Source organism: Pseudomonas sp. SMN5, assembly GCF_052041925.1.
GTDB lineage: Bacteria > Pseudomonadota > Gammaproteobacteria > Pseudomonadales > Pseudomonadaceae > Aquipseudomonas.
This window is the reverse complement of record NZ_JBKGGX010000005.1, coordinates 147213-170235: the sequence shown is the minus strand read 5'-3', so window position 1 is coordinate 170235 and position 23023 is coordinate 147213. Positions and strand designations below refer to the sequence as shown.

25 protein-coding genes and 3 pseudogenes are annotated in these 23023 nt (G+C 58.9%); 11 read left to right on the top strand and 17 right to left on the bottom strand.

The window, feature by feature from the left end; all coding sequences use genetic code 11:
- Window positions 1-163 precede the first annotated feature (163 nt).
- Both ACLEJR_RS07225 and ACLEJR_RS07220 read right to left on the bottom strand, forming a co-directional pair.
- Window positions 164-790 (bottom strand): glutathione S-transferase family protein, encoded by a 627-nt coding sequence (locus ACLEJR_RS07225; protein WP_440812969.1) that lies wholly within the window; start codon window positions 788-790, stop codon window positions 164-166.
- A 126-nt stretch (window positions 791-916) separates the two neighbouring features.
- Window positions 917-1819 carry a LysR family transcriptional regulator gene (locus tag ACLEJR_RS07220; RefSeq protein ID WP_440812966.1) on the bottom strand — a complete coding sequence of 301 codons (903 nt, stop codon included), beginning with the start codon at window positions 1817-1819 and terminating at the stop codon, window positions 917-919.
- A 320-nt stretch (window positions 1820-2139) separates the two neighbouring features.
- On the opposite strand from ACLEJR_RS07220, the gene ACLEJR_RS07215 reads away from it, so the two are divergent.
- Window positions 2140-4344, top strand: a complete 2205-nt coding sequence (locus tag ACLEJR_RS07215; RefSeq protein ID WP_440812964.1) for an LTA synthase family protein — start codon at window positions 2140-2142, stop codon at window positions 4342-4344.
- Window positions 4345-4371: 27 nt separating this feature from the next.
- On the opposite strand, the gene nudK is transcribed toward ACLEJR_RS07215, so the two are convergent.
- From nudK to ACLEJR_RS07195, 4 genes are read right to left on the bottom strand one after another with little or no spacing between them, the layout of a single operon-like run.
- Window positions 4372-4968: a GDP-mannose pyrophosphatase NudK gene (gene nudK, locus ACLEJR_RS07210; protein ID WP_440794627.1), complete on the bottom strand. Its 597-nt coding sequence runs from the start codon at window positions 4966-4968 to the stop codon at window positions 4372-4374.
- Between the two features lie 28 nt (window positions 4969-4996).
- Entirely contained in the window at window positions 4997-5827 is an 831-nt protein-coding gene (nadE, locus tag ACLEJR_RS07205) for an ammonia-dependent NAD(+) synthetase (RefSeq protein ID WP_440794625.1), read from the bottom strand.
- Between the two features lies 1 nt (window position 5828).
- On the bottom strand, window positions 5829-7058 hold the full coding sequence (gene pncB / locus ACLEJR_RS07200) for a nicotinate phosphoribosyltransferase (protein ID WP_440794623.1): 1230 nt from the start codon (window positions 7056-7058) through the stop codon (window positions 5829-5831).
- Window positions 7059-7067: 9 nt separating this feature from the next.
- On the bottom strand, window positions 7068-7715 hold the full coding sequence (locus ACLEJR_RS07195) for a nicotinamidase (protein WP_440812962.1): 648 nt from the start codon (window positions 7713-7715) through the stop codon (window positions 7068-7070).
- Between the two features lie 173 nt (window positions 7716-7888).
- On the opposite strand from ACLEJR_RS07195, the gene ACLEJR_RS07190 reads away from it, so the two are divergent.
- Window positions 7889-8434, top strand: a complete 546-nt coding sequence (locus ACLEJR_RS07190) for an adenylyltransferase/cytidyltransferase family protein (protein ID WP_440812960.1) — start codon at window positions 7889-7891, stop codon at window positions 8432-8434.
- A gap of 1 nt (window position 8435) precedes the next feature.
- Window positions 8436-9143, top strand: a complete 708-nt coding sequence (locus ACLEJR_RS07185) for an NUDIX hydrolase (RefSeq protein ID WP_440794617.1) — start codon at window positions 8436-8438, stop codon at window positions 9141-9143.
- Between the two features lie 59 nt (window positions 9144-9202).
- On the opposite strand, the gene ACLEJR_RS07180 is transcribed toward ACLEJR_RS07185, so the two are convergent.
- Window positions 9203-10360 carry an ATP-binding protein gene (locus ACLEJR_RS07180; RefSeq protein ID WP_440794615.1) on the bottom strand — a complete coding sequence of 386 codons (1158 nt, stop codon included), beginning with the start codon at window positions 10358-10360 and terminating at the stop codon, window positions 9203-9205.
- Window positions 10361-10468: 108 nt separating this feature from the next.
- On the opposite strand from ACLEJR_RS07180, the pseudogene ACLEJR_RS07175 reads away from it, so the two are divergent.
- Window positions 10469-10579: pseudogene (locus ACLEJR_RS07175) on the top strand (methyl-accepting chemotaxis protein); the annotation flags it as partial.
- Window positions 10580-10629: 50 nt separating this feature from the next.
- On the opposite strand, the gene ACLEJR_RS07170 reads toward ACLEJR_RS07175, so the two are convergent.
- Together ACLEJR_RS07170 and arsN2 are read right to left on the bottom strand one after the other, a co-directional pair.
- On the bottom strand, window positions 10630-10854 hold the full coding sequence (locus ACLEJR_RS07170) for a hypothetical protein (protein ID WP_440812958.1): 225 nt from the start codon (window positions 10852-10854) through the stop codon (window positions 10630-10632).
- A 648-nt stretch (window positions 10855-11502) separates the two neighbouring features.
- Entirely contained in the window at window positions 11503-11952 is a 450-nt protein-coding gene (arsN2, locus tag ACLEJR_RS07165) for an arsenic resistance N-acetyltransferase ArsN2 (RefSeq protein WP_023048556.1), read from the bottom strand.
- Between the two features lie 177 nt (window positions 11953-12129).
- On the opposite strand from arsN2, the gene ACLEJR_RS07160 reads away from it, so the two are divergent.
- Genes ACLEJR_RS07160 through ACLEJR_RS07130 form a run of 7 tightly spaced genes read left to right on the top strand, consistent with a single transcriptional unit; the run spans window position 12130 to window position 17172 of the window.
- Window positions 12130-12486 (top strand): metalloregulator ArsR/SmtB family transcription factor, encoded by a 357-nt coding sequence (locus ACLEJR_RS07160; RefSeq protein WP_049695271.1) that lies wholly within the window; start codon window positions 12130-12132, stop codon window positions 12484-12486.
- A gap of 29 nt (window positions 12487-12515) precedes the next feature.
- On the top strand, window positions 12516-13799 hold the full coding sequence (locus ACLEJR_RS07155; protein WP_049695270.1) for an arsenic transporter: 1284 nt from the start codon (window positions 12516-12518) through the stop codon (window positions 13797-13799).
- Between the two features lie 14 nt (window positions 13800-13813).
- A complete protein-coding gene (locus tag ACLEJR_RS07150; protein WP_023048558.1) occupies window positions 13814-14284 on the top strand; it encodes an arsenate reductase ArsC in 471 nt (156 codons plus the stop codon).
- Between the two features lie 23 nt (window positions 14285-14307).
- Window positions 14308-15021 carry an arsenical resistance protein ArsH gene (arsH, locus tag ACLEJR_RS07145; protein ID WP_023048559.1) on the top strand — a complete coding sequence of 238 codons (714 nt, stop codon included), beginning with the start codon at window positions 14308-14310 and terminating at the stop codon, window positions 15019-15021.
- A gap of 4 nt (window positions 15022-15025) precedes the next feature.
- Window positions 15026-15529 (top strand): cyclin-dependent kinase inhibitor 3 family protein, encoded by a 504-nt coding sequence (locus tag ACLEJR_RS07140; RefSeq protein WP_080992800.1) that lies wholly within the window; start codon window positions 15026-15028, stop codon window positions 15527-15529.
- Window positions 15530-15554: 25 nt separating this feature from the next.
- Complete coding sequence (locus ACLEJR_RS07135; RefSeq protein WP_023048561.1) at window positions 15555-16637, top strand: ArsO family NAD(P)H-dependent flavin-containing monooxygenase; 1083 nt, start codon at window positions 15555-15557, stop codon at window positions 16635-16637.
- On the top strand, window positions 16630-17172 hold the full coding sequence (locus tag ACLEJR_RS07130; protein WP_125924296.1) for an arsinothricin resistance N-acetyltransferase ArsN1 family B: 543 nt from the start codon (window positions 16630-16632) through the stop codon (window positions 17170-17172). Before ACLEJR_RS07135 ends, ACLEJR_RS07130 begins: the two co-directional genes overlap by 8 nt.
- 166 nt (window positions 17173-17338) lie before the next feature.
- On the opposite strand, the gene ACLEJR_RS07125 is transcribed toward ACLEJR_RS07130, so the two are convergent.
- The 8 genes and pseudogenes from ACLEJR_RS07125 to ACLEJR_RS07090 all read right to left on the bottom strand — a co-directional run bounded on the left by ACLEJR_RS07125 (window position 17339) and on the right by ACLEJR_RS07090 (window position 22870).
- Window positions 17339-18022: a hypothetical protein gene (locus tag ACLEJR_RS07125; protein ID WP_172439589.1), complete on the bottom strand. Its 684-nt coding sequence runs from the start codon at window positions 18020-18022 to the stop codon at window positions 17339-17341.
- A 657-nt stretch (window positions 18023-18679) separates the two neighbouring features.
- Window positions 18680-19006 (bottom strand): four-helix bundle copper-binding protein, encoded by a 327-nt coding sequence (locus ACLEJR_RS07120; protein WP_371263243.1) that lies wholly within the window; start codon window positions 19004-19006, stop codon window positions 18680-18682.
- Between the two features lie 160 nt (window positions 19007-19166).
- Window positions 19167-19520 carry a copper-binding protein gene (locus ACLEJR_RS07115; protein WP_023048565.1) on the bottom strand — a complete coding sequence of 118 codons (354 nt, stop codon included), beginning with the start codon at window positions 19518-19520 and terminating at the stop codon, window positions 19167-19169.
- Window positions 19517-19945, bottom strand: a pseudogene (locus tag ACLEJR_RS07110) (efflux RND transporter permease subunit); the annotation flags it as partial. The pseudogene ACLEJR_RS07110 and the gene ACLEJR_RS07115, both read right to left, overlap by 4 nt.
- Window positions 19942-20322 (bottom strand): annotated as a pseudogene (locus ACLEJR_RS07105) (TolC family protein); the annotation flags it as partial. The pseudogenes ACLEJR_RS07110 and ACLEJR_RS07105, both read right to left, overlap by 4 nt.
- An 86-nt stretch (window positions 20323-20408) precedes the next feature.
- Window positions 20409-20756 carry a hypothetical protein gene (locus ACLEJR_RS07100; RefSeq protein ID WP_023048569.1) on the bottom strand — a complete coding sequence of 116 codons (348 nt, stop codon included), beginning with the start codon at window positions 20754-20756 and terminating at the stop codon, window positions 20409-20411.
- A 36-nt stretch (window positions 20757-20792) separates the two neighbouring features.
- A complete protein-coding gene (locus tag ACLEJR_RS07095; RefSeq protein WP_125924308.1) occupies window positions 20793-22193 on the bottom strand; it encodes a heavy metal sensor histidine kinase in 1401 nt (466 codons plus the stop codon).
- Entirely contained in the window at window positions 22193-22870 is a 678-nt protein-coding gene (locus tag ACLEJR_RS07090) for a heavy metal response regulator transcription factor (RefSeq protein WP_012316925.1), read from the bottom strand. The genes ACLEJR_RS07095 and ACLEJR_RS07090 overlap by 1 nt, the downstream gene beginning before the upstream one ends.
- Window positions 22871-23023 lie beyond the last annotated feature (153 nt).

Sequence of the window (23023 nt, the reverse complement as noted above, 5' to 3'; positions counted from 1 at the left end):
TGCGCCAATGTCTCCGTGGCGAGGGAGCTCGCTCCCGCTGGGCTGCGCAGCAGACCTTTGATGTCACGCCGCAACATGAACCAACTACCGAGGAGCTGCTTGTTGGGGCTGCTGCGCAGCCCAGCGGGAGCGAGCTCCCCCGCCACAGGAAATTTCAGTTGTTTCAGGCGTGCCGCTGCAACCCCACGACCGTACGCGGCATGCCCACAAAATGCGGCAAGGCTTCGATCCGCGCCAGCCAGGCCTGAACGTTCGCGTAATCATCCAGCGACACATTGCCCTCCGGCGCGTGAGCGATATACGTGTAGGCGGAAATATCGGCGATGGTGGGCACATCACCGGCCAGATAGCGGCTGGTGCTCAGTTCCTGATCCACCACTTTCAACAGGCCGTGGGCACGGGCGATCACGTCCTCGGCGTTGTAGGCCGCACCAAACACCGTGATCAATCGCGCCGTCGCAGGCCCGCCGTGGATCGGCCCGGCAGCTGCCGACAACCAGCGCTGCACCCGGGCGGCACCGATCGGGTCGGTCGGCAACCAGCGGTCCTTGCCATACTTGGTCGCCAGGTACACCAGAATGGCGTTGGAGTCCGCCAGCACCACGCCGTCGTCGTCGATGACCGGTACCTGGCCAAACGCATTGATCGCCAGGAATTCAGGCGACTTGTGGGCGCCCTTGGCCAGGTCGACGAAAACCACTTCGACCGGCAGCTCAAGCAACGAAAGCATCAGTTGGACACGGTGCGAATGGCCGGAAAGTGGGAAGTGGTAGTGCTTGATAGGTTTCATGGTCAACTCCGCTGAGAGTGACGCCATCAGCACAACGGCGTCGATGGAGTCATCTTGCTCCGTGGGCGAAACCAGGAGAATCACCCGCAAATGCAATCCATCGTTTCGTCTCATGAAACAATCAATTCAACCGCTCAAGGCCGCATGTTCACGCAAGGCGCTGACCATGAAATCGACAAAACTGCGCACCCGCGCCGGCGCATTGCGGCCGCCCTGATAGACGACATGGATGGGCAGCGGCGGCAGCTCGAATTCAGCCAGGACGATTTCCAGTTCGCCGGCCGCCACATTGCCCGCCACTTGGTACGACAAGACCCGGGTCATGCCCAGCCCCTGGCAGGCGGCCGTAATCGCCGCCTGGTTGGCGGTCACTACCAGGCGCGGCAGGGGCCGGACGGCCATAGCCTGGCCTGCGTCGATGAAGGTCCAGTTCTTGATCTGGCCGATGGCCGAAGACGCCACCACCGGCATCCGCTCGAGGTCCTGAGGATGCTCGGGCCGTCCGTGGCGCGCAAAAAATCCAGGCGAACCGCACACCACACGGCGCACCTCGCCCACACGGATGGCGTGCAGGTTGCTGTCCGGAAGTTCGCCAATGCGCACCGCCACGTCGATGCCCTCCTCCACCATGCTGACCGTGCGGTCCAACAGCAGCGCATTGATGCAGACTTCCGGAAACCGTTGCAGGTAGTCGACCAGCGCCGGCGTGACGAACGACTGACCGAACAATACCGGCGCGGTAATCGTCAGTTGCCCTCGCGGCTGTACGTGGCTGCCGGCCGCCGAATCCTCGGCCTCCTGCAAGTCCGCGAGAATCCGCCGACTGTCATCGAGAAAACGCTGGCCGGCTTCGCTCAAGTAAACGTTGCGTGTGGTGCGCACCAACAGCGGCGTACCGATGCGTTGTTCAAGCGCCGCCACTGCCCGCGTCACACTGGCCGCAGACAACCCCAGGCGCCGTGCTGCGGCTGAAAACCCCGCGTCCTGAGCGACTGCGACAAAGACCTGCATTTCCTGGAACCTGTCCATCCGTCCCCCGATGAGAAATCCTGATACAAGTTTTCTAAACGTACCGAAGCAGCGCTACGCGCCCAGTGTAGAGGCCCGGACCAGTGAACCACAGCCTGGCGCAGCCGGACACCAGGAGATTGGCGCCGCCCAGTGCGGCGGTGCTTGGTACCATCGCGCTCAATGACTGAAGGAAAACCCTGTGGGAGCGAGCCTGCTCGCGATGGCGTCGGAACAACATCCATGCATGTTGGCTGACACACCGCTATCGCGAGCAGGCTCGCTCCCACAGGGTACGTGTGCAACCCCATGGTTTGGCTTGAACTGAAAGGCCTGTTTTAGTGAATTCCATTTTTTCCCGTTCGAGTACGTCTCTCATCGCCCTGGCCAGTTGCGTACTGCTGGTCCCCATCATCCTACGCCTGGCACTCGGTTGGTCCGCCCCCTTGGGCTACCTCTCGGACCTGGGCATCGGTGGTTTGCTGGTCGTGTTGCTCCACCGTCGCCCCTGGTGGCTGGCATTGCCGGTGTTGCTGGCCTGGAGTGCGTTGATGCTCGCCAGCATCGAGTTGGTCAGCGCCGTCGGGCGGATGCCCAATCCCTCGGACCTGCATTATCTGTTCGATCCGCAGTTCGTCGAGAACTCCACCAGCGGCGGTTTCGCCCATCCCTGGCTGGCGGCGATCCAACTGGTGGCGCTGGCCCTCTGGCTGGTGGTCCGCTGGACCGGTCAACCTTCCCGGCAGGCGCGCTTGCCACGCCACGCCTGGGCATTGCCGGTGACGCTATTGCTGGTTCACAGCGCCGTGCAATCCTGGCGGCCGAGCGAGGCGGACCAGTGGAACGTATTCAACCTGCCACACCAACTGGTCGCGGCGGGCATCGCTGCCGGGCAGGAACGGGCCCAGCAATGGCTCGACGGCGATGCGGTGGATCCGGCCCCGCCCATGCAGGGGCTGACCCGACTGGACCTGAATGGGGAAAAACTGCTCGCCGCACCCGGGACCGCCCGCAACGTCCTGATCATTGCTCTGGAGGGTATTCCCGGAGCCTATGTGAAGGCCAACCGTCAGGCCTTGAATAGCCGCTATCAGGAACACCTGATGCCGCACCTCAGTGCCTGGGCCGAGCGTGGCATGAACACTCCTGATTACGTCCTGCATAGCCATCAGACCATTCGCGGCCTCTACGCGATGCTGTGTGGCGACTACGACAAGCTCGACGACGGCACGCCCAAAGGCGTCGAAATGCTCAACCAGACCCAGCGCAACCAGGCCTGCCTGCCGGCCCAGTTACGCCAGAACGGGTTCTCTACCCACTTCCTGCAGGGCGCCGGCCTGCGGTTCATGGCCAAGGACCGGATCATGCCGCACATCGGCTTCGACACGACCCTGGGCATGGACTGGTTCACCCGACCGGCCTACCTGCAATTCCCTTGGGGTATGGATGACAAGACTTTCTTCGAGGGCGCACTGGATTACGTCGCACAACTGCAACAGGCGGACAAACCCTGGATGCTCACTCTGCTGACCGTGGGCACCCACCAGCCGTACTCGGCGCCGGATGACTATCTGCAACGCTACGACACCGCCAAACAGGCCGCCGTCGGTTACCTGGATGACGCGCTGGAGAGCTTCCTGGCTGGCCTGGAGCGTCAGGGCATCCTGGACAGCACACTGGTGGTCATCACCTCGGACGAATCCCACGGCATCGATGATGTGCGCCTGGCGTCCTCCTGGGGGTTCAACCTGACCCTGGCCCCGGAACCATTGCCCCGAATCAAGAACGGCGTCTACGGCCATGTCGACCTGAGCGCCTCGATCCTCGATTACTTCGGCTTTGCAGTGCCCAGCTCGTTGTCCGGCCGCTCGATGTTCCGGGACTACCAGACAGGTCGGGAAATCATGTCATTCACCAATGGCAAGCTGCGCTATCACGATGGCAAGGGCCGGTTCACCGAATGCGATTTCCAGCAACGTTGCCGTGACTACACCAGCGAAGGCTTTATCGCCGATCACGCCAGTTACGCCGGACAATTCAGCGGCCAGCGTGCCCGGTTGATCGACGCCCGCGCCGCGGCCCTGGGCCAGACCCTTTCACCTACGCCGCTGAACCAGCATTACCAGTTCGGCAGCGCGGACAAGATTCCACTGCCGGCCCAGGTCACCAACGACTGGACCGATAACCTGATCGGCGCTCAATACCTGGAGATGCCCAAGGGTTCGCAGACCCGTGTCAGCCTGACCATCCGCGCCCTGGAGCCGGAGCATGCTGCGTACATATCTCTCAAGGCCAAGGAGTTCGAACGCGATGTACCGATGGATTTGCCGACCGACGTAGCGGTCACGCCCGAGCAGCCGCTAGTGATGAACATCAGCTTCGACAACCCGCAACCGCGCAAGGCGTTTTCCTTTCACCTGCTCGGCCATGGCGTTGGAGCTATCGAGATCAGCGATTTCAGCGTCGTGACCGAGCCGCTCGATCAGGCGGACCAGCCGGAGTACCTAGATGACATGCAGGACGAGGGCGAGGTCCAGTCCAGTTGAGCCGACACCCTGAGGTCTGCACCGGGGTCAGTCCAGCAACCGATGCAGCTTGGCGTACTGCAATAGCATGATGGTCTTGCCGTCGCAGATCTCGCCGGTTTCGATCATGCCCAAGGCCTGGTCGAGGGGCATTTCCAGCACCTCGATCTCTTCGCCCTCCTCTTCGAGGCCACCACCTTCATGCTTTCGGTCCTCGTCGAAGTATTCGCCGACGAAAAAGTGCACCCGTTCAGTCACTGACCCTGGGCTCATGAAAGCCTCGAACACCTTGCGCACGTCCTGGATGATATAGCCGGTCTCTTCCTGGGTTTCCTTGCGGATGCAGGTGTCAGGGTCGTCGTTGTCCAGCAGGCCGGCGCAGGTTTCGATCAACAGCTCGTCGTAGCCGTTGACGAAGGCCGGGAAACGGAATTGCCGGGTCAGGACTACGGTCTGCTTGGCCTTGCTGTACAGCAGGATCGTCGCACCGTTGCCCCGGTCGTAAGTCTCGCGGGTCAGCTCGCGCCATTGGCCGTTGCGACCCAGGTAGTCATAGGTGGTCTTGCGCAGCACGTACCAATTGTCCGAGAGGACTTCGACGTGCTTGATGCGTACGCGGTCTTTGGTACTGATTGCCTGTGTCATCCAGCCACTCCATCCAAGGATTGTTCATTCAAAATGCCGGGACTCGCGGCAGCGCGCGTTTGTGGGCGGTCTTGAGGTAGGCGCGTTCGATGATCTGTTGCGCCTGGGGCGACACCTGTTCGCCCATCAGGTAACCATCGATTTCCTCGTAACTGCAGCCGTATGCCGTTTCATCCAATTTACCCGGTGCCAGGTCTTCCAGGTCAGCGGTCGGGGCCTTGCGTACCAGCTGCGCAGGGGCGCCCAACGCGTCGGCCAACAAACGCACCTGGGTCTTCGTCAATCCGGACAGCGGGGCCAGGTCGCATGCGCCATCGCCGTACTTGGTGAAAAAACCCATCACCGCCTCTGCCCCATGATCGGTGCCGACCACCAGGCCATTGCTGAAATTGGCAATGGCATACTGCGCCAGCATCCGGGCCCGGGCCTTGACGTTGCCTTTGGCAAAGTCGGTCAGTTCGGCCGAAGGCTGCAAACCCTCGATGGCGATACTGTCCATCAACCCGTCGACACAAGCGGCGATGTTGCTGGTGGTGATCAGATCCGGTCGGATGAAATCCAGCGAGGCCTGGGCATCGTGCTCGTCGGCCTGGGTCTTGTAGGGCAGACGGACCGCGATGAAACGTGTTTCGTGGCCTTCACTGCGCAGTTGCTCCACTGCCAACTGGCACAGGCGCCCGGCCGTGAGCGAGTCGACGCCACCGCTGATACCCAATACCAGGGATTTGCAGCCCGACTCAAGCAACACCTGCTTGATAAACCCGACGCGACGGGCAATCTCGGCCTGTTCGCCACCCGGTTTGAGTTGGCGGTCGATACCCAGTTCCCGGGCGATGCTCTCTTGCAGAAGCGAAGTCATATCAGGCTCCCAGCTGTGGATTGGCGAGGGCGACGTTGAACACTTGCGCGGCATAGCGCAGAAATGAAGCGTCTTCGCAGACATTCTTGATCGGGTCATCGGAGAACTTCACCACCGGCTCGCCGTGGACGCGTACCAGTTTCATGACGATGCTCAGCGGCTCGACCCCTTCGACATCACAGGCCAGGCTGGTGCCCATGCCAAACCCGAACCGGGCCTTGCCACGCACATGACGCAGGATCGGCAGGCATTTTTCGAAATTCAGGCCGTCGGAGAACATCAGGTCCTTGGTGCGTGGATCGACACCCAGCTCGTGGTAGCGCCGCAGCACTTTGTCAGCCCAGACGATCGGGTCACCGGAGTCCTGGCGCAGGCCGTCATAGAGCTTGGCGAAGTACAGGTCAAAGTCTTTGAGGAAGAAGTCGGTGCTGATGCAGTCCGTCAGCGCGATACCGAGCCGGCCACGGTACTCGCGCACCCAGTTTTCCAATGCTGCGTTCTGACTCTCGCGCAGCCGCCCCAGTTGCTGGTGCACCATCAGCCATTGGTGGGCCATGGTGCCGATCAGCGGAAGATCGAATTCATAGGCCAGGTGGGCGTTACTGGTGCCGACAAACACCCCGGGGAAATCGCTGCGCATCACATTCACCACTTCCCGCTGGGCCCTGAACGACAGCCGCCGGCGGGTGGAGAAATCCGAAACACGAAACTCGGCCAATTCTTCCCGACTGGCGTTTTTTTCCAGCCATTCAAACTTCTGGTACAGCTTGCGGGTGACATCGGCCAGCTCGACTTCGGGGTATTTTTCACGGTTGCGCAGTTCGCTGACCATCGCCAGGACCGGTTGCTCGAACATGATGCAGTGCAACATCGGACCACGGACGCGAATGTGCAGTTGGCCATCGACTTCCGACACGTGGATGTAGCGCAGATTGAAGCGAAACAGGCCGAGGAACTGTTCGAAGTCCGGGGTCAAGTATTCACGGAAACGCTTATTGAACAGAAACCGCTGCTCTCCCTCGCGCAGTTGCAAACCGGCAAGCTTTTCCAGTTCCACCCGAATGTCGGGAATCAGGTGGCCGAGCCGTTCCTTGGAACGCACGATGAATTGATATTCCACCTCCACGTTCGGGTGCTGGTGCAAGACCGCCTGCATCATGGTGAAGGTGTAGTAGTCAGTATCCAGGAGACTCTGAATAACGCCGCTGCTTGAATCGAATGCACTGTCCATGTTCGCTCCTTATTCGCTTGCCAGGCGGATGGTTTCTTCGCGGGTCGCGGCAACCTGAACCCCCGCCTGCTGCAAGTCTTGAATGGCTTGGGTTGCGCCCTCCTCGCTGATGGCCCGGCAGGCCGGCAGGTGAATGATCACCTTGAAGCCGGCCGCGGCCAGTTGCAGCGCGGTGGTCTTGACGCAGAAATCCAGCGCCAGCCCACCGACAATCACCTGCTCCACACTCTGGCCTTTCAAGTATTCGATAACCCCTGTGGATAACTTGCCGTGCAAGTCGTGGTAGCAGGCGCCGTATGGGTGCAGGTCCGGTTCCACGCCTTTCCAGACGAAATAGTCGTAATCGTAGGGGGTCGGCAATTCGTCCAGCAGGGTGAAACCCTCGGTGCCGGGGACACAGTGGCTGACCCAGGTGATGTCGGCGTGCTCGAGCCCGGTAGGCACGAGCATCTGTGAGTGCTCGGCAACCACCCATGGGGCCAGGGGCGTGTGGGCGTCCTTGCTGCCGATGCGCAGGCTGGACAGCGACGCCATGAAATTCAGCTCACCACCGATCCGATCGCCACCGGGCACGGGCAGCTCATCAGGGCAAAGCGGTGTGAAGCTCTTCTGTGCGTCGACATCGAAGGAAGCAGTCTTGCGGGTCAGGCTGTTCATGCTGGGTCTCTCCTCTTCATGGGCACAAAAGTACATGATGTGTACTTTCATAACAAGCCACCGGTTCAAAATATTTCTGGAGCCGGGTGGAGTTTAGGGAATGAACCGGTGGAGTTGCTCAATCGAAAATCTTGCTGGTAGAGTACACGTCATGTACAAAATGGAGATGAGCCATGTTCGAGATCGCTCTCTATGGCGGGGCCTTCAACCCACCTCACGCCGGTCACGCCCAGGTGATGATCGAGGCTTCGCTCCAAGCCAGGCGGCTCCTGGTGGCCCCCAGCTTCAGGCATCCCTACGGCAAGCGGATGGTCGACTATGAGATTCGCCTGAAATGGCTGGAATCGATCGTCGAGCGCATCCAACCGCTGTGTTGCGCCGAAGTGCGGGCCAGTCGGGTGGAGCAAGTCGTGGCACGCGGGGTTGAAGGCGCCATCTACAGTTACACCCTGCTCGCCCACCTCGCCGACAGCCTGGCCCTGGACGGCAAACGAATAGCCTTGGTGGTGGGCGAGGATGTTGCGGCGCTGCTGCCGACCTTCTATCGCGGCCAGGAACTGCTGGAGCGTTTTTCCATCCTTTGTGTAGAAGAAAAGATCCACGTGCACAGCACGGCGCTTCGCGAACGCCTGGCCTTGGGCAAGCCGCTTCCCATCCACTGGATGGCACCCGGCATGAACCCGTTAAACTATGACCTTTATGCTGCCCACGGAACCTGACATGCCCAATCCCACAGCCCCCGCGCGCGACTATCTGCACACCATCGACCTGTGTGTGCTGCGCTTTTGCCGGGACACCCAGGCGTTGGAAATCCTCCTGAACCGGCGCGAAGCCGAGCCGTTCGCCGGTCATTGGGCGCTGCCAGGGATCGTGGTCAACGGGGGGGTGGAAGATCTTACGCTGAACGACGCCGTGGAGCGCCTGCGTAACTCCAGCAAAGTCGGCATGCCATTGGCCTGGATCGAACAAGTCGGCACCGTCGGCGACGCATTCCGCGATCCGCGCTGCTGGTCATCGTCGACGTTCTACCTGGCGATCGTCAGCGATACAGTCCTACTGGCCGAGCACCAGGGCTTTTTCCCGCTTAAAGGCGTCGCCAGCGGTTCGATAAAACTGCCCTTCGACCACAACAGCCTGGTTGCGGCGGTCCACGAGCGCTTGTTATCCAAAGCCCTCTACAGCAGCCTGCCGCTGATGTTCCTGGGACCCGAATTCAGCGCACCGCAAGCCGTGAATATCTTCTCCGTCGTACTCGACCGCCCAGTACTCAAGACCAGCATTCGCCAGCGCTTGCTGAAGATGGCCGAGGCGGGCTACCTACGTGAAACCGGTCGCAAGAAAAGCGGCGACGGTGGCCGTCCACAGAGCACGGTGGAAAACCTCAAGCCGAGCAGCGTTTATCTTTTTGATCGGTGTTTTCTGGAGTGATGCTCAGCATACAGCCTGGCTTTGAGACTCCTCCAAACGGTTTCAGATTGAGGAAGCGTTCAGCAAAGGCCTTCGAGCAGACCTGCATCCCGTAGCAGATCCACGATCACCTGCTCATCCACTGCATAGACGCCACGGGAAGCTTTCCACACCAGTTTTTTCTCCTGAAGCGCCAGGAGCGCTTGCTGAACACCGGGCACTTCAACTTTTATATCGCTCTCGGCGATACCGGCTTGCACCATCGCTCTCGCGTACAGGTTCATCGTCGGGGCCTCGAACGGTGCATAGCTTTCGCCTTTGGCGCTCATGACCCGGATCACTGCAGATTGGATAGGCGTCAGGCTATGAATCACCTTCTGCAGATCTGCATTGAGCTCCTCAGCTTGCGCCCGAACCAGCAAGGCGAATCGATGTGGGACCATTTGCGGGTCCAACGCAAAATCGAACCGAATTTCGTCGGCGGCAGCACCGAGCAACTCAGGTCGGTAACCGCTCTCCTTGAACAACTCGAATACGTTGGAGGGATCGAGCGAATGGGGAAGGTCAACGTTGGCGCAAAACCAGCTGATGAAATCTTGATCCAGGGTAGGAAACTGCACCATGGACGCCCCGAAAAAAGCCTGATCCTTGCTGTTCCGCAACATGGCCAGCTTGTCCCGGTTCGATCCGGTGCACACTATGCGCAGGCCATGATGCTTTGAACTGTTGAGTTCGTCCCTCGCCGCTTTCAATGCGAACAGGGCCGCTACCCCCTGATCGGTGGTGATCGCATGCTGGGCTTCGTCGATGATCAGGACAATGATCTTTTTCGACTCATCCGAAAGAGCTGCAAGCGCGGTGGTCAAATCGATGTCCTTACCGAGCCCGATTCTGTCCAGACTGAAGCTCAGACCGCCAACGGTCAGTTTCTCCATGCCAGCACCCTTCGCCAGACGCGTCACGAATCCTTCGCTGCGCCCGACAGCCTCCCGAACCGCTTGCACGATGACCAGACCGGGATCTTTCGTCTGGTCTTTCCAGAGATCGGCGTATAGGACAATCGCTCCCGCTTCCTCCAACGCAGGTCGCAAGTCTTCGCGTGCGAACGTTGACTTGCCGGTACGTCGGGGAGCCGCCAGGAAGACGCCGGAGCTGGCAGCGCTACCGATTGCCACCTGCATGATCAGTTTTGACAGGCGCGCCGCCAACACCGGACGATGGTAGAAAATTTCAGCCACTGGAACGCCTCTCTATAGAAAACTATAGAGCGACTATAGACCAATTATTCGAGGCGAACCGCTAGGCGTCACTTAATTATAGGAAATTATAGAGTGACTATAGACTGATTATATTCACTGAATGCCGCTATTGAGGCCGCCCGTGGTGGAGACGCCGGACGTGGCTTTGCCGTGGTCTCGGACGAAGTGCGCACCCTCGCCCACCCAACAATCGGCGCAGGAGATTCACAACATGATCGAGGAGTTGCAAGCCGGTGCCGGCAACGCCGTCAAACGCCATGCTTGAAAGCCAGCGTCACAGCGACACCAATGTCAGTACCGCCAGGCTTGCCGGTGAACGGCTCAATCGAGTCCTGCAGGACATTGGCGAGATCGACGAAATCAACCTCCCCATGGCCACCGCCACTGAGAAACAAACCTCGGTGGTAGACAATCTGGATCGTGACATCAACCACATCAATGAGCTGAACCAGAAAACTTTCGGCAACCTGCATTCCACCCTGCAGGCGTACAACAAGCTGGAAAACCAATCAATCCTGCTGAACAAATGGTCAGTACTTTCAAGATCTGAGCGTGATTCAGGGCCTGTCCGGCGAGCCGGCCGAGTCGGTCCTGAATCCAAGTGTTGCCGATTAATAAACTTTGTCACAAAGTCTCTTGCATTTCGCGGCCTAGCGAGGAGGCTGCTTCTAGGGAAGCAAAAATAAAGGTTGTCACAAAGCATAATTTTTCAAAATTTCTCGGGCTTTTTCGTTTAATAAAGGTTGTCACAGCAAAGGTTCAGCCAGAAAAAATCACAGGAAGGACCCCGTGCTAAAACCCCAAAAAAATTATGATGGTATCTTTTTGGGGCGTGGTAACCGGTGCGAGCGCTCCTGGCTGGGAGCCCCCTACAAATCGTTGGGTTGGGCATGGATTTCTCTGAGATACATCTTGGAGGGGTTGCTGCTTTTCCGAGCGCAGACGCGCCAACCAGACTGACTGTTTTCCGCTACCAGGCAGGTTTAAAACCGTCCAAGGATACGCCTGTATCCTCACTCATGAAGTCGCTCAATCATGCCGGGCCCAGGGCTCGCCATCTTCAGGGCGCCGCAGGACTCAGTGAAATTCGTGGAGGCGAGTTCCCTGAGGTGACACCGAGTTCATGTCGCCAGATCCTTCACCATATAGACCGCAGAGGTCGGACAAAGGCTCTTGAACTCCTCCGAACTGGAAATTGCCTTTGGGGCTTGAGATCGGTCTCTGTGCTCATATCCCCGAGCCTCGAAGAAGTCGGGTGCTGTTGTGGTCAGCAGATGAAGGCTCTGGGCTCCGTCAGCTTCCGCTATTCGCTCAAGTGCTCTGAGCAGCAGGGTACCGATCCCTGACTTTCGCTGGGCCGGTACGACAACCAGTGAGCGAATCAGACGAGTCCGACCAGTTCCTTCAATGCCCCCGTATCCCAGCTCCGTTTCTCCCCGATGAAAGGAATAGAACATTCGGTCGGGCTGCAAAAGGTCTTGGGTCGGCAAGCCCGCTGCAGTCAGATGCGCAGCCAGGCCTTGGATTTGATCGGTACCAAGCAATCGGACAGAGATATCAGACTGGTTCATTGGGGACTCTGGGGATGGTATCGACGGCCAGTATAGGGCCCAAAGCGAGGGCTTTTTCCAGTTTTATGACGTCCCGTAAGGCGAGGCGAGTGTAAATATCTGCTTTACCGTATATTCGAATTGGCATATATTCGGATTTCCAGATATTGGCCGTACACGCATTCCCCAGGAGGTCACATGCGGGAAACACTGACTCCCCCCATCGTTTTCAAATGCCTGGCTGATGACACCCGGGCCCGGATGACCCTGCTGATCGCCCGTGAAGGCGAACTCTGTGTCTGCGAACTTACCCACGCGCTGGAGCTGAGCCAGCCGAAGATCTCCCGGCATCTTGCCCAGTTGCGCGAGGCTGGAATCCTGATGGATCGCCGCAAGGGTCAATGGGTGTACTACCGACTGCACCCCGAACTGCCGCAGTGGGTGGACGCGATGCTGAAGGGAGTGGTCGATGCCAACCAGGAATGGTTGAGCCCCGATGCATTGCGCCTTGCCGAAATGGGCGAGCGGCCGCAGAGCCCTGTTGCTTGTGCTTGAGAATTCCCTTCGCTGATTGAGTTGTAGTCATGCTGATCGCATTTTTGATTTTCCTGGTGACGATCGTTCTCGTCATCTGGCAGCCCAAAGGCCTGGGCGTGGGCTGGAGCGCCGCACTGGGGGCCGTCGTGGCGCTGCTGGCGGGCGTCGTGAGCCTGTCCGATATTCCCGTGGTCTGGCAGATCGTCTGGAACGCTACCGCCACTTTCATCGCCGTCATCATCATCAGCCTGCTGCTGGATGAGGCGGGGTTCTTCGAGTGGGCGGCATTGCACGTGGCCCGCTGGGGCAATGGCAGCAGCCGCAAGCTGTTCGCCTTCATCATCCTGCTGGGCGCCGCCGTCTCGGCGCTGTTCGCTAACGACGGTGCGGCACTGATCCTGACCCCGATCGTCATCGCCATGCTGCTGGCCCTGCGCTTCTCCCCGGCGGCGACGCTGGCATTCGTCATGGCGGCGGGCTTCATCGCCGATACCGCGAGCTTGCCGCTGGTGGTGTCCAACCTGGTGAACATCGTTTCCGCCGACTACTTTGGCATTGGCTTCAGCGAATACGCCTCGGTCATGGTGCCGGTGAACCTGGTCAGCATCGCCGCCACCCTGGGAATGCTGCTGTGGTTCTTCCGCAAGGACCTGCCGCGTACCTATGAACTCGACCAACTGAAGGCTCCCGAAGCCGCTATCCGCGACAAGGCGACGTTCGTTGCCGGCTGGTGGGTGCTTGCGCTGTTGCTGGTTGGCTTCTTCGCCATCGAGCCGCTGGGCGTTCCGATCAGCGCCATCGCTGCTGCCTGTGCGCTGATCCTCTACCTGATCGCCGCGCGTGGGCACGTGATTTCAACCCGCAAGGTGCTCAAGGACGCGCCTTGGCAGGTCGTGGTGTTCTCGCTTGGCATGTACCTCGTGGTGTATGGCCTGCGTAACGCCGGCCTCACCGACTACCTGACGCAGATCCTCAATGTCTTCGCTGGCTACGGAATCTGGGGCGCATCCCTCGGGACGGGGCTGCTCGCCGCTGGCCTGTCGTCGGTCATGAACAACATGCCCACTGTGTTGGTAGGGGCCTTGTCGATCCATTCCGCCGAGGCCACCGGCATCGTGCGCGAGGCCATGATCTACGCCAACGTCATCGGCTGTGACCTCGGTCCGAAAATCACCCCCATCGGCAGCCTGGCCACCTTGCTGTGGCTACACGTGCTGGCCCGCAAGAACATCGTCATCACCTGGGGTTACTACTTCCGCACCGGCATCGTCCTGACGCTGCCGATCCTGCTTGCCACCTTGGCCGCATTGGCCATCCGCCTGAGCTTTTGAACCGGAGATACCTGATGAAAGTCTTGTTCATGTGCACCCACAACAGCTGCCGCAGCATCCTGTCCGAGGCGCTGTTCAATCACCTGGCCCCAGAGGGTATGGAAGCTGTGAGCTCGGGCAGCTTCCCAAGCGGCAAGGTCAATGAGCGGGCACTGAATACCCTGGAAGCCGCCGGTATCCCCACCGCAGGTCTTTCAAGCAAGGCCTCGGATGCCTTCGAGAGCTCTCCTCCCGACATCGTTGTCACCGTGTGCGACCGCGCTGCCGGCGAAGCCTGCCCGATCTTCTTCGGTCCATCGCTCAAAGCCCACTGGGGCCTGGCCGACCCTTCGGCGGTCACCGGGAGTGAGGCAGAAATCGAAGAAGCCTTCCAGACAACACTTGCGAAGATTGATGAGCGCGTGCGCGCCTTCATTGCGCTGCCTTTCTCGCAACTGAGCCAGGACGAACTGAAAGCCGAACTTGCCCGCATCGGCGCGCTGTAGGCCCTGGATCAATGGAGACCGAAATGAACGACCACCTGCCCAATGTCCAACCAGAACTTATTGATCTGCCGTCGCTGGAGCGGCTGGCGCCGAAGGATCCTTCCACACACAAACCGCGCATCCTGCTGCTGTACGGATCGACCCGCGAACGCTCATTCAGCCGCTTGATGGTCCAGGAGGCTGCGCGCCTGCTGGAAGAGTTCGGCGCCGAAACCCGAATCTTTGATCCTTCCGGCCTACCGCTGCCGGATGACGCTCCGGACTCTCACGAGAAGGTGCTGGAACTCCGCGAGCTGATGCAATGGTCCGAGGGCCAGGTGTGGTGCTCGCCCGAGCGTCACGGCTCAATGAGTGCTGTCTTCAAGGCGCAGATCGATTGGGTACCGCTGGCCATGGGCGCGGTTCGCCCAACCCAGGGCAAGACCCTCGCGGTGATGCAGGTATGTGGAGGCTCGCAGTCCTTTAACGTGGTGAACCAACTGCGCGTGCTTGGCCGCTGGATGCGTATGTTTACCATCCCGAACCAGTCGTCGGTGCCGAAAGCCTTCCTGGAGTTCGATGAAGCCGGGCGCATGAAGCCGTCTTCTTTCTACGATCGACTGGTCGACGTGATGGAGGAACTGACCAAGTTCACGCTCCTGCTGCGTGATCGCCAGGATTATTTGGTAGACCGCTACTCCGAGCGCAAAGAGTCGGCGGAAGAACTATCCAAGCGAGTCAATATTCGGTCTATCTGAGGTCATGAGCATGTCGCATCCTTACTCATTGAAATCGTTGCCCCATGCTCCGGGTGTGCTGATTTTTACGCCTTGTCCGGGCACCCAGACCAGCGGTCTCGCTGAAAGCCTGGATACGCTCAAGAAGGCCGGTGCCGTGGCGCTGGTTACGCTGATGTCGGACGCAGAGCTTCAGGAAAACGGAGTTGCCCAGCTTGGCGTCGCGGCCAAGCAGCATGGGTTGGAGTGGTACCAACTGCCGATCAAGGATGATCATGCTCCGGATAAAAACTTCGAGGTCGGGCTGGGAGAGATCCGCCACCAGTTGAACGCTTTGCTCGCATCCAACAAGGCCCTGGCCATCCACTGCAAGGGCGGCTCCGGCCGCACCGGGCTGTTCGCTGCCCGTCTGCTGATCGAGTCCGGAATGCCGCGCCGCGAGGCGATTGCATGGGTGCAGGATCTTCGCCCACGGGCGATTCAGAAGCCTGCGCACATCAACTACATCAACCAGTTCGGCGAAGGCTGAGCGCTCCAGCCAGACAGGAGAAACCATGGCCACCGAAGGCGAGCTACTCGATGTCATCGTGATTGGCGGCGGGCAGTCCGCGCTGACGGTGGCCTATTTTCTCAAGCGGGCCAAGCTCTCGTTCCTGCTGCTTGACGCTGAAGAGGCTGCGGGCGGGGCGTGGCGCCATGGCTGGCACTCGCTGACGCTGTTCTCGCCCTCCGCTTGGAGCTCCATCGCGGGCTGGCCGATGCCGCCAGTCACCGAAGGTAATCCTGATAGGGATCACGTGGTCAGCTACCTGGAGCAGTACGAGGCGCGCTACGGGTTTCCTATCGTTCGCCCCGTCAGCATCACGGCGGTGGAGCGGACCGCACGTGGTCTTCGTGTGCGCTCGAAGGACCGCAACTGGGAAGCCCGTGCCGTCATCAGCGCAACGGGGACCTGGAGCAAGCCCAATGTTCCGGCCTATCCGGGGATAGAGCTGTTCCAGGGGCAGCAGATTCACTCCGCCCAGTACCAGTTACCAGAGGCTTTCCAAGGAAAACGCGTGCTGGTCGTTGGTGGTGGCAACTCGGGGGCGCAAATCTACGCGGAGCTGTCCGAGATCGCCGACGCAACGTGGGTAACCACGAAGGAACCGGCGTTTCTGCCTGATGACGTGGATGGCCGGGTGCTGTTCGAACGGGCTACCGAGCGCCTCAAGGCTCAACAGGAGGGCCGTGTTATCGACGCACAGGTCGGTGGGCTTGGTGATATCGTCATGGTGCCCTCAGTAGTCCGGGCTCGCGAGCGCGGGGCCCTTCGTGCTGTAAGGCCTTTCACCTCATTTACGTCGGATGGGGTCGTCTGGCCCAACGGTGAGAAAACCCAGGTCGATGTGGTGGTCTGGTGTACTGGATTCCGGCCGGCACTGGATCACCTTAAGGCACTGGACGTGCTGGATGACTACGGAAGGGTCGAGGTTGATGGGGGGCGTTCTATTCGCGAGCCGCGCCTCTGGCTGGTCGGATATGGCGACTGGACCGGCTTGGCCTCGGCGACGTTGATTGGCGTCACCCGTACCGCGCGCAGCACAGTTAACGAAGTAGTCGAACACCTGAACAGCTTGGAGCAGTCGGATGCATAGCGGAATCGAAATTCGTGTCGCCAGACCAGAGGATGCAGAAGAGATCCAGATCATCTACGCGCCCATCGTACTCAACACGGCCATCTCATTCGAAGAGGCAGTGCCGAGCGTGGAGCAAATGTGTGAGCGTATCTCCACGACGCTGCAAACCTATCCGTATCTGGTGGCTGTGCGAGAAGGACGGGTAGTCGGCTATGCCTACGCCAGTCAGCACCGGGCGCGTGCGGCGTACCGGTGGACGGTGGATGTGACGGTGTATGTCGCCGAGGGGCAGCGCCGCAGCGGAATTGCTCGGCAGCTCTATGACGTGCTGCTGCCGGTTCTGAAGCGTCTGGGATATCGCTCGGCGTATGCCGGTATCGCCTTGCCGAATGAAGGCAGTGTCGGGCTGCACGAACGACTCGGTTTTCAGCACATCGGTACGTTTCCGCAGGTCGGATTCAAGCTCGATGCTTGGCATGATGTGGGGTATTGGCGGTTTGAGTTCGGTGACGACGGCCTTCGACCCGAGGCTCCAATGAGCTTCGTATCCTAAACCCGAATGCCACGCTAGAGCGTCCCAGCCCGCGCCGTTGCTGGCTGCGACAGCACTAATCCTCCAACACATGTGAGTAAACCTGAATCGTCCCAGTTTTGTAGACACCTCCAAACCTAATAATGATGCCCAAAGATTGGTGAAATGGTGCTTGCACTACAGGGGGCTAGTTGAAAAGGGCCAAGAAACGGCTGAAATTGACAGCGGCAATGGCAAGGCCGCTCAGTACGATAACTGTCGTGTAGATCGGGTGGTCTTTGACGATTTCAATTAACACAACAGGATGCACCCCGTTCCGCTCGTACCATTTGGATTTTGTCTTCAAGGACTTTTCATGTGTACGCTCGAAGAAGTTCGCAAACATATCGAGCTTCCTTAGGGTCGATTGATGCATTTTTATGTACTCAGCGTTCACAAAGGCGGCAGCCTCATCAGCGCCGGGCAGTGCGTCTTGGTCGCTGGCATTATTGAGTTCAGCCAATGCCATGATCCTGCCTTTCCTTCCCCTACTATCGGCATGCGGGGCATAGTTTCTTCCATATAACGCAACCAGCTCACGCGCAAGGTCAACCTTCTTGTCATCCGGCAGCTCTACGGGTTTGCCCCCGAGCACCCGAAAGCGATGCTCAAGCGCAAAGAACCCGAAATTTTCGTCTCGCATGTTCCAATGCAGGAACCGACAATCCTTGTGCTTATCAAGCCATTGGAAAAAACCTTTCAGCATCGACTTTTCGAATTTATTGAGCTCTGCTTGCATGCTGGAGAGCTGTTTGCTGAGCTCTGCTTCTTTATGGATGGACCACGATTTGGTTTGGCCGGTTTTTAGGTTCCGTGTGGCGATGGATGTCACACGTTTCGACTCCCCCGTATCATTTTCATAAAACGATTCGCAGGAGTAGTGAATTACGTAAACTCGGTTCGCGTCCAGGTAGAGGTCTTCGATTAACGCTCTGCTCCTTTTGCGATCCTTTACCCGATCTAGCTCTGCTCCCACACCTTTCCCCTCAACCCAATGCACTGTAGGCGAAGCTGGTGATTTTGCCCTCAAATGTGGGTACCCGCTAGATTCACCCCTAGCTTTGCCTTTGACTCTTCCTGAGGGTATACCGCTTGGGGATAATCAGCCGGCTTTGTCTTGGTGGATTGCCCTACAAATCGACGTGGCCTTCACCAAGCCGCTCCCAATGCCGGCCGTCAGAACGTAGGACCATTCGCTTCCGCCGAAGCGGGCTGGTGGGCGTGAGCCAACAGGCGTATCCTACAAGTGCTTGCTCCGAGACTTGTTGGCCTACAGCCTCCCCTTGGAGACATCTGATAGCCCGCCGCTGAGGCGGGCTTCTTTGCTATCGGGTCGCAGCGCCTTTGGTTTGCTAGCTTCCCAAGCTAGGCTCTGCCAGGGCGCATGCCCATCAGCGGTCTACCCGCCTCCCTAAGCACGACGATTATCGACGTACCCAAATCCTTAATCAGGCGCATGGAAAGCAGGCGGAGGTTTGGCGAAATTCGCTTACGCAGCCATTGCTTCGCAGGATTCTGCGCAGGTCATGCAGGCCTGGGCGCATTGCTGACAGTGGTCTGCCTTATGCTTACCGCACTCCTCCCCGCAGGCCCGGCAAATTTTGGCGCATAGGGCACAAAGCTCTTTGGCCAGCATGCTTTCTCGTGCCATCAAGGTAGCCGCAAGGTTGCACATATCTGCGCAATCTCTGTCCAGCTTGATGCAGTCAGCCATCATTTTTACATCTTGTTCTTGTAGGCAGGCTGACGCACAGCCTTCACAGGCCAGCGCACAGCGCAGGCATTCCGAGATGCATTCTTCAAAGCGACTGTTCATGGTCATATCTCCGGTATCGGGTCGATTTGATGCCAGTGCACCGTCTCATGACGGTATGTAGCGTTCGACCTGACGGGGTCCTGAAGATTGATTACATTTCTGTAAGCTTGTCCGAATCCTCTCGGTGTGAAGGCGTGCCCGATCATTTAAGGCTGGAACATCACTGCTTATGAATGCTCACGATCTTCGCGACGCTTCCTTCCATACGGAACCCAAATTTCACCTTGTCTCCTACGTTCAAGCCCTTCAGCTGTGCAGGCTCAGCATGGAAACCCATGGTCATCGCCGGCCATTTGAGCTCTGCTACCGGGCCGTGGGCCAATGTGATTTTTCCGCTTTGAGGATCCAGCGCCTTTATTGCCCCTTCAGCATGCGCGGTGGGTGCCGCCTGGGTGCCTTGGCCTCCTTCGGCGGAAGCTGGCATGTTCTTCATGTCCATACCATCCATGTCCTGGGCATGCACACTGGCGGCGAAAGCTGTGACCAGGGCTGCGATGACGATTAGCTTTTTCATTGGTTTTCTCCTGAGGGGTTGGGGGTAGTGACAGTAAGTTCGCGGCGACGGATCAGCCAGTACGCCGCAGGTATTACAAACAGGGAGAGCAACGGAGCGGTTAGCATGCCGCCGACCATGGGCACCGCGATGCGACTCATGACCTCGCTGCCGGTACCGCTGCTCCAGAGGATGGGCAGCAGGCCTGCAACGATGACCGCCACGGTCATTGCCTTGGGTCTGATGCGCTGCACCGCACCCTCACGGATTGCGCCGAGCAGCGCTGCTCGTGTGGTTTCGCCACTGGCCTGACGCTCAGCCCAAGCGTTATTCAGGTAAATGAGCATAATCACGCCAAACTCCGCCGCTACGCCGGCCAAGGCAATGAAACCAACGCCTGTGGCCACCGACAGGTTGTAGCCCAGCAAGTACAGCAGCCAAACGCCTCAGCATCGGCTCGCTCGACCGTGGCCTGAGCTGTCTCTACGCGAGCTTTACGTTTGTCCCGGTTCGGTACGTCCTGGGACAGGCCAACCACCTGCATGGTCATGAAGTCTCTGTTCAAGCTCCAGCGATCAGCGCCTTCAATCGGCAGGTTTTGTACTCCAAGATTCAGGCGCGGATCGGGTAGTTCGCCCGCTGGAATGACCAAGTTGCGCGCAGCTGATGCCTGCTCTTGGCGGGCTTGTAGAGAGGGAGCGTTGCGTTCAGCCAGTTGCAGCGCTTCATCCAGCGGCAGCGTTGTCGCCTGTGCTGAGACAGCCGGCAGCAGTATGAAAAGGACGGCAGTGGGAGTTCGTCCCTGAAAACGTTGGGGAGTCATGAGAATGATTCCTCGAAAGATCAGCGCCCAGGCGCGTGCCATCGGCCCGCTGCTAGGCAGAACGATGGTGTGAAATTAAGAGGGAGTCAGACGCGGGGAGGACGCCATGGATCGGGGGGAGAACCTGTTGCTATGCCTACAGCGTAGGTATCGGCAGGTCGTGGCTTGGCATAGGTCAGTCCAGGCGTCAGGAAGCTGAGCTGCACTGTGCTGGCAGTTCTGCACTCCTGGCCTACCTTGCAGGATTTGGCATGGTCACCAGTCTTGCCCGGCTCTTGGTCCTGGCAGCAGTCATGGTCCATGCCCGCCATCATTTCCATGCCCATGGTCTGCATTGGGCAAGGTTCAGTCGCCGAATCGATGCCCGCCATCCCGTTAAGCGGAAGCGCCACGATAAGCATCAGGATGGTGAGCAGTCGAATGAAGCGTTTCATGATGGGCGAATATAGGTTACCGGGATGAATTCAGCATTAAGAGGCTTCACCAAACAACCGCTTGGAGGCTGGAAGGCTGATGTAAAAGGTTGTGAATCCCTCCGCTGAAGTACACCAAATTCGTCCGCTGTGAGCCTCGATGATGGAGCGTGTTATCGACAGGCCCAGGCCTGCATTGCTTGGTCCGCCTTCGCGTCTGGCTGGATCAGCCCGATAGAACCGGTCGAAGATCTTGCCAATGTGCTGAGGATCGATGGTTACTCCGCTGTTACGTATGGACAACGTCACGTTTTCACGTGTTTGCTCGATCTGCACTGATATCTCGTTGCCTTCCGGGGTGTAGCGCAACGCGTTCGATAAAAGGTTGGAAAGCGCTCGGTCAATCATCAAGAGATCGCCACGAACCTTGCCACGACCTTGGAGGGTCAGCTGGATGCCTTGATCCTCAGCCAGAAACTGGTAGTACTCGAACAGCTTGGATACGAGTTCGGAGAGCTCCACATCAATCTGCTCAGGCACGATCAGACCGTTATCCGCCTTCGCGAGGAAAAGCATGTCGTCGATCATGCGCGACATGCGCTTGAGGTCTTCAAGGTTCGAATAGAGGTTTTCCTCATAGGCATCCAGGTCACGCTTCTTGGTGAGCACCACTTCGGTATGGGTAAGTAGGTTGCTGACCGGCGTTCTCAACTCATGAGCGATATCGGCAGAGAAGTTGGACAACCGAACGAATGCATCCTCCAACCGTCCCAGCATCCCGTTGAAAGACAGGATGAGCTCCTGAAGCTCTAGCGGTACGGGCTCCAGCGGAATGCGCTCGCGGAGCGATCTTGCCGACATCCCGGTGGCCACTTTGGTGATTTGCCCGACAGGCCGAAGCCCACTCTTGGCAACGACCCAGCCCAAGCCTGCGCTCACAATCGCGCTGATCACCAGGCCGATGCCGAACCACCATTGCAGGGTGACAAAGAAATGCGCGTGAGTGGTGACATCGAGCATCAGCACGGCCGTCACCGGTTCCGGCTCGCCCGCGATGGTCATCTGGGCGGTGATACCGCGGAAGTTCTGCGCTTCATCCTGCCATTCCCAAACTGCGCCCCGGTGCGCCTGCTCGAACTGCTTAGGAATTTGCGAAGCCTTGGGATCTGAAAAAAGGACCGTTCCGTCAGCCTTGGTGATTTTCGCCGACAGATCCTGATGTGCGCCGAGCAATGCCCGCAGCTGCTGCTTCTGATCGTCGAGCCCGCCTCGCGCTACTGAAATGGACAGAATATGACGCGTTGACTCCAGCTTTTCGGAGAGCGCCTGCTCATCCAGCATCCGGAAATGGTGCTGGCTGAGCCCGTAGAAAGCCACGCCGGCAACGACCAAGACAGCAGTCACCGCGAACATGAACATCAGGGTCAGTCGCTTGACGAGCGATGATTGCGGGCGCATCACTCGGCCACATCCATCATGTAGCCCATGCCTCGGGCGGTATGGATGAGCTTTGGCGCGAAGTCGTCATCAATCTTGGCCCGCAGTCGGCGAATCGCGACCTCGATCACGTTGGTGTCACTGTCGAAGTTCATGTCCCAGACCTGAGAAGCGATCAGCGACTTGGGGAGCACCTCCCCGCGTCGGCGCATGAGCAGCTCCAAAAGGGCAAACTCCTTGGCAGTAAGGTCGATCCGCTTGCCGTTTCGCGTAGCCCGGCGCTTGAGCAGGTCAACCTCAAGGTCCGCCATCTTCATGGTGGTTTGAGCAGAACCACCGTTGCCTCTGCGCAGCAGTGTGCGGACCCGAGCCAACAGCTCAGAGAACGCAAAGGGCTTCACAAGGTAGTCATCAGCACCCAGCTCCAAGCCTTTAACGCGATCATCTACGCCATCACGGGCCGTGAGAAAGAGGACCGGCACGTCTTTCCCCGCTGCCCGGATCTTGCGCAGGACCTCCCAGCCATCGAGCCCCGGCATCATTACGTCCAAGATCAGCAAGTCATACGCTTCGCTCTGCGCCTGTTGCAGGGCGTCAGTGCCTGTCATCACCCGGTCTACAGTGAAGCCAGCCTCTGTTAGGCCTTGCTGGAGGTAGACACCGGTTTTCGGCTCATCTTCGGCTACGAGTAATTTCATCTGCTCTCATCCACGCGGAGTGCATCTCCAGTTTGCAGGAAAAAAGACGCCCAACCAGAAGCTGACGGAAAAGTAATGTCGCGATCAGTTTTCTGACAGCACCGCGAGGCTAATTTGACCCTGTACCTGACGCCATGAGGCGCAGAACCCACT

Bases quoted from the DNA above. Each gene is read 5' to 3' on its own strand.
- ACLEJR_RS07135 (WP_023048561.1), top strand. From the start codon at position 15,555: ATGGCCACCGAAGGCGAGCTACTCGATGTCATCGTGATTGGCGGCGGG.
- pncB (WP_440794623.1), bottom strand. From the start codon at position 7,058: ATGGACAGTGCATTCGATTCAAGCAGCGGCGTTATTCAGAGTCTCCTG.
- ACLEJR_RS07115 (WP_023048565.1), bottom strand. From the start codon at position 19,520: ATGAAAAAGCTAATCGTCATCGCAGCCCTGGTCACAGCTTTCGCCGCC.
- ACLEJR_RS07170 (WP_440812958.1), bottom strand. From the start codon at position 10,854: ATGCAGGTTGCCGAAAGTTTTCTGGTTCAGCTCATTGATGTGGTTGAT.
- ACLEJR_RS07130 (WP_125924296.1), top strand. From the start codon at position 16,630: ATGCATAGCGGAATCGAAATTCGTGTCGCCAGACCAGAGGATGCAGAA.
- nadE (WP_440794625.1), bottom strand. From the start codon at position 5,827: ATGACTTCGCTTCTGCAAGAGAGCATCGCCCGGGAACTGGGTATCGAC.
- ACLEJR_RS07220 (WP_440812966.1), bottom strand. From the start codon at position 1,819: ATGGACAGGTTCCAGGAAATGCAGGTCTTTGTCGCAGTCGCTCAGGAC.
- nudK (WP_440794627.1), bottom strand. From the start codon at position 4,968: ATGACACAGGCAATCAGTACCAAAGACCGCGTACGCATCAAGCACGTC.
- ACLEJR_RS07190 (WP_440812960.1), top strand. From the start codon at position 7,889: ATGTTCGAGATCGCTCTCTATGGCGGGGCCTTCAACCCACCTCACGCC.
- ACLEJR_RS07100 (WP_023048569.1), bottom strand. From the start codon at position 20,756: ATGAAACGCTTCATTCGACTGCTCACCATCCTGATGCTTATCGTGGCG.
- ACLEJR_RS07090 (WP_012316925.1), bottom strand. From the start codon at position 22,870: ATGAAATTACTCGTAGCCGAAGATGAGCCGAAAACCGGTGTCTACCTC.
- ACLEJR_RS07225 (WP_440812969.1), bottom strand. From the start codon at position 790: ATGAAACCTATCAAGCACTACCACTTCCCACTTTCCGGCCATTCGCAC.
- ACLEJR_RS07120 (WP_371263243.1), bottom strand. From the start codon at position 19,006: ATGAACAGTCGCTTTGAAGAATGCATCTCGGAATGCCTGCGCTGTGCG.
- ACLEJR_RS07155 (WP_049695270.1), top strand. From the start codon at position 12,516: ATGCTGATCGCATTTTTGATTTTCCTGGTGACGATCGTTCTCGTCATC.
- ACLEJR_RS07160 (WP_049695271.1), top strand. From the start codon at position 12,130: ATGCGGGAAACACTGACTCCCCCCATCGTTTTCAAATGCCTGGCTGAT.
- ACLEJR_RS07150 (WP_023048558.1), top strand. From the start codon at position 13,814: ATGAAAGTCTTGTTCATGTGCACCCACAACAGCTGCCGCAGCATCCTG.
- ACLEJR_RS07195 (WP_440812962.1), bottom strand. From the start codon at position 7,715: ATGAACAGCCTGACCCGCAAGACTGCTTCCTTCGATGTCGACGCACAG.
- ACLEJR_RS07185 (WP_440794617.1), top strand. From the start codon at position 8,436: ATGCCCAATCCCACAGCCCCCGCGCGCGACTATCTGCACACCATCGAC.
- arsN2 (WP_023048556.1), bottom strand. From the start codon at position 11,952: ATGAACCAGTCTGATATCTCTGTCCGATTGCTTGGTACCGATCAAATC.
- ACLEJR_RS07140 (WP_080992800.1), top strand. From the start codon at position 15,026: ATGAGCATGTCGCATCCTTACTCATTGAAATCGTTGCCCCATGCTCCG.
- arsH (WP_023048559.1), top strand. From the start codon at position 14,308: ATGAACGACCACCTGCCCAATGTCCAACCAGAACTTATTGATCTGCCG.
- ACLEJR_RS07095 (WP_125924308.1), bottom strand. From the start codon at position 22,193: ATGCGCCCGCAATCATCGCTCGTCAAGCGACTGACCCTGATGTTCATG.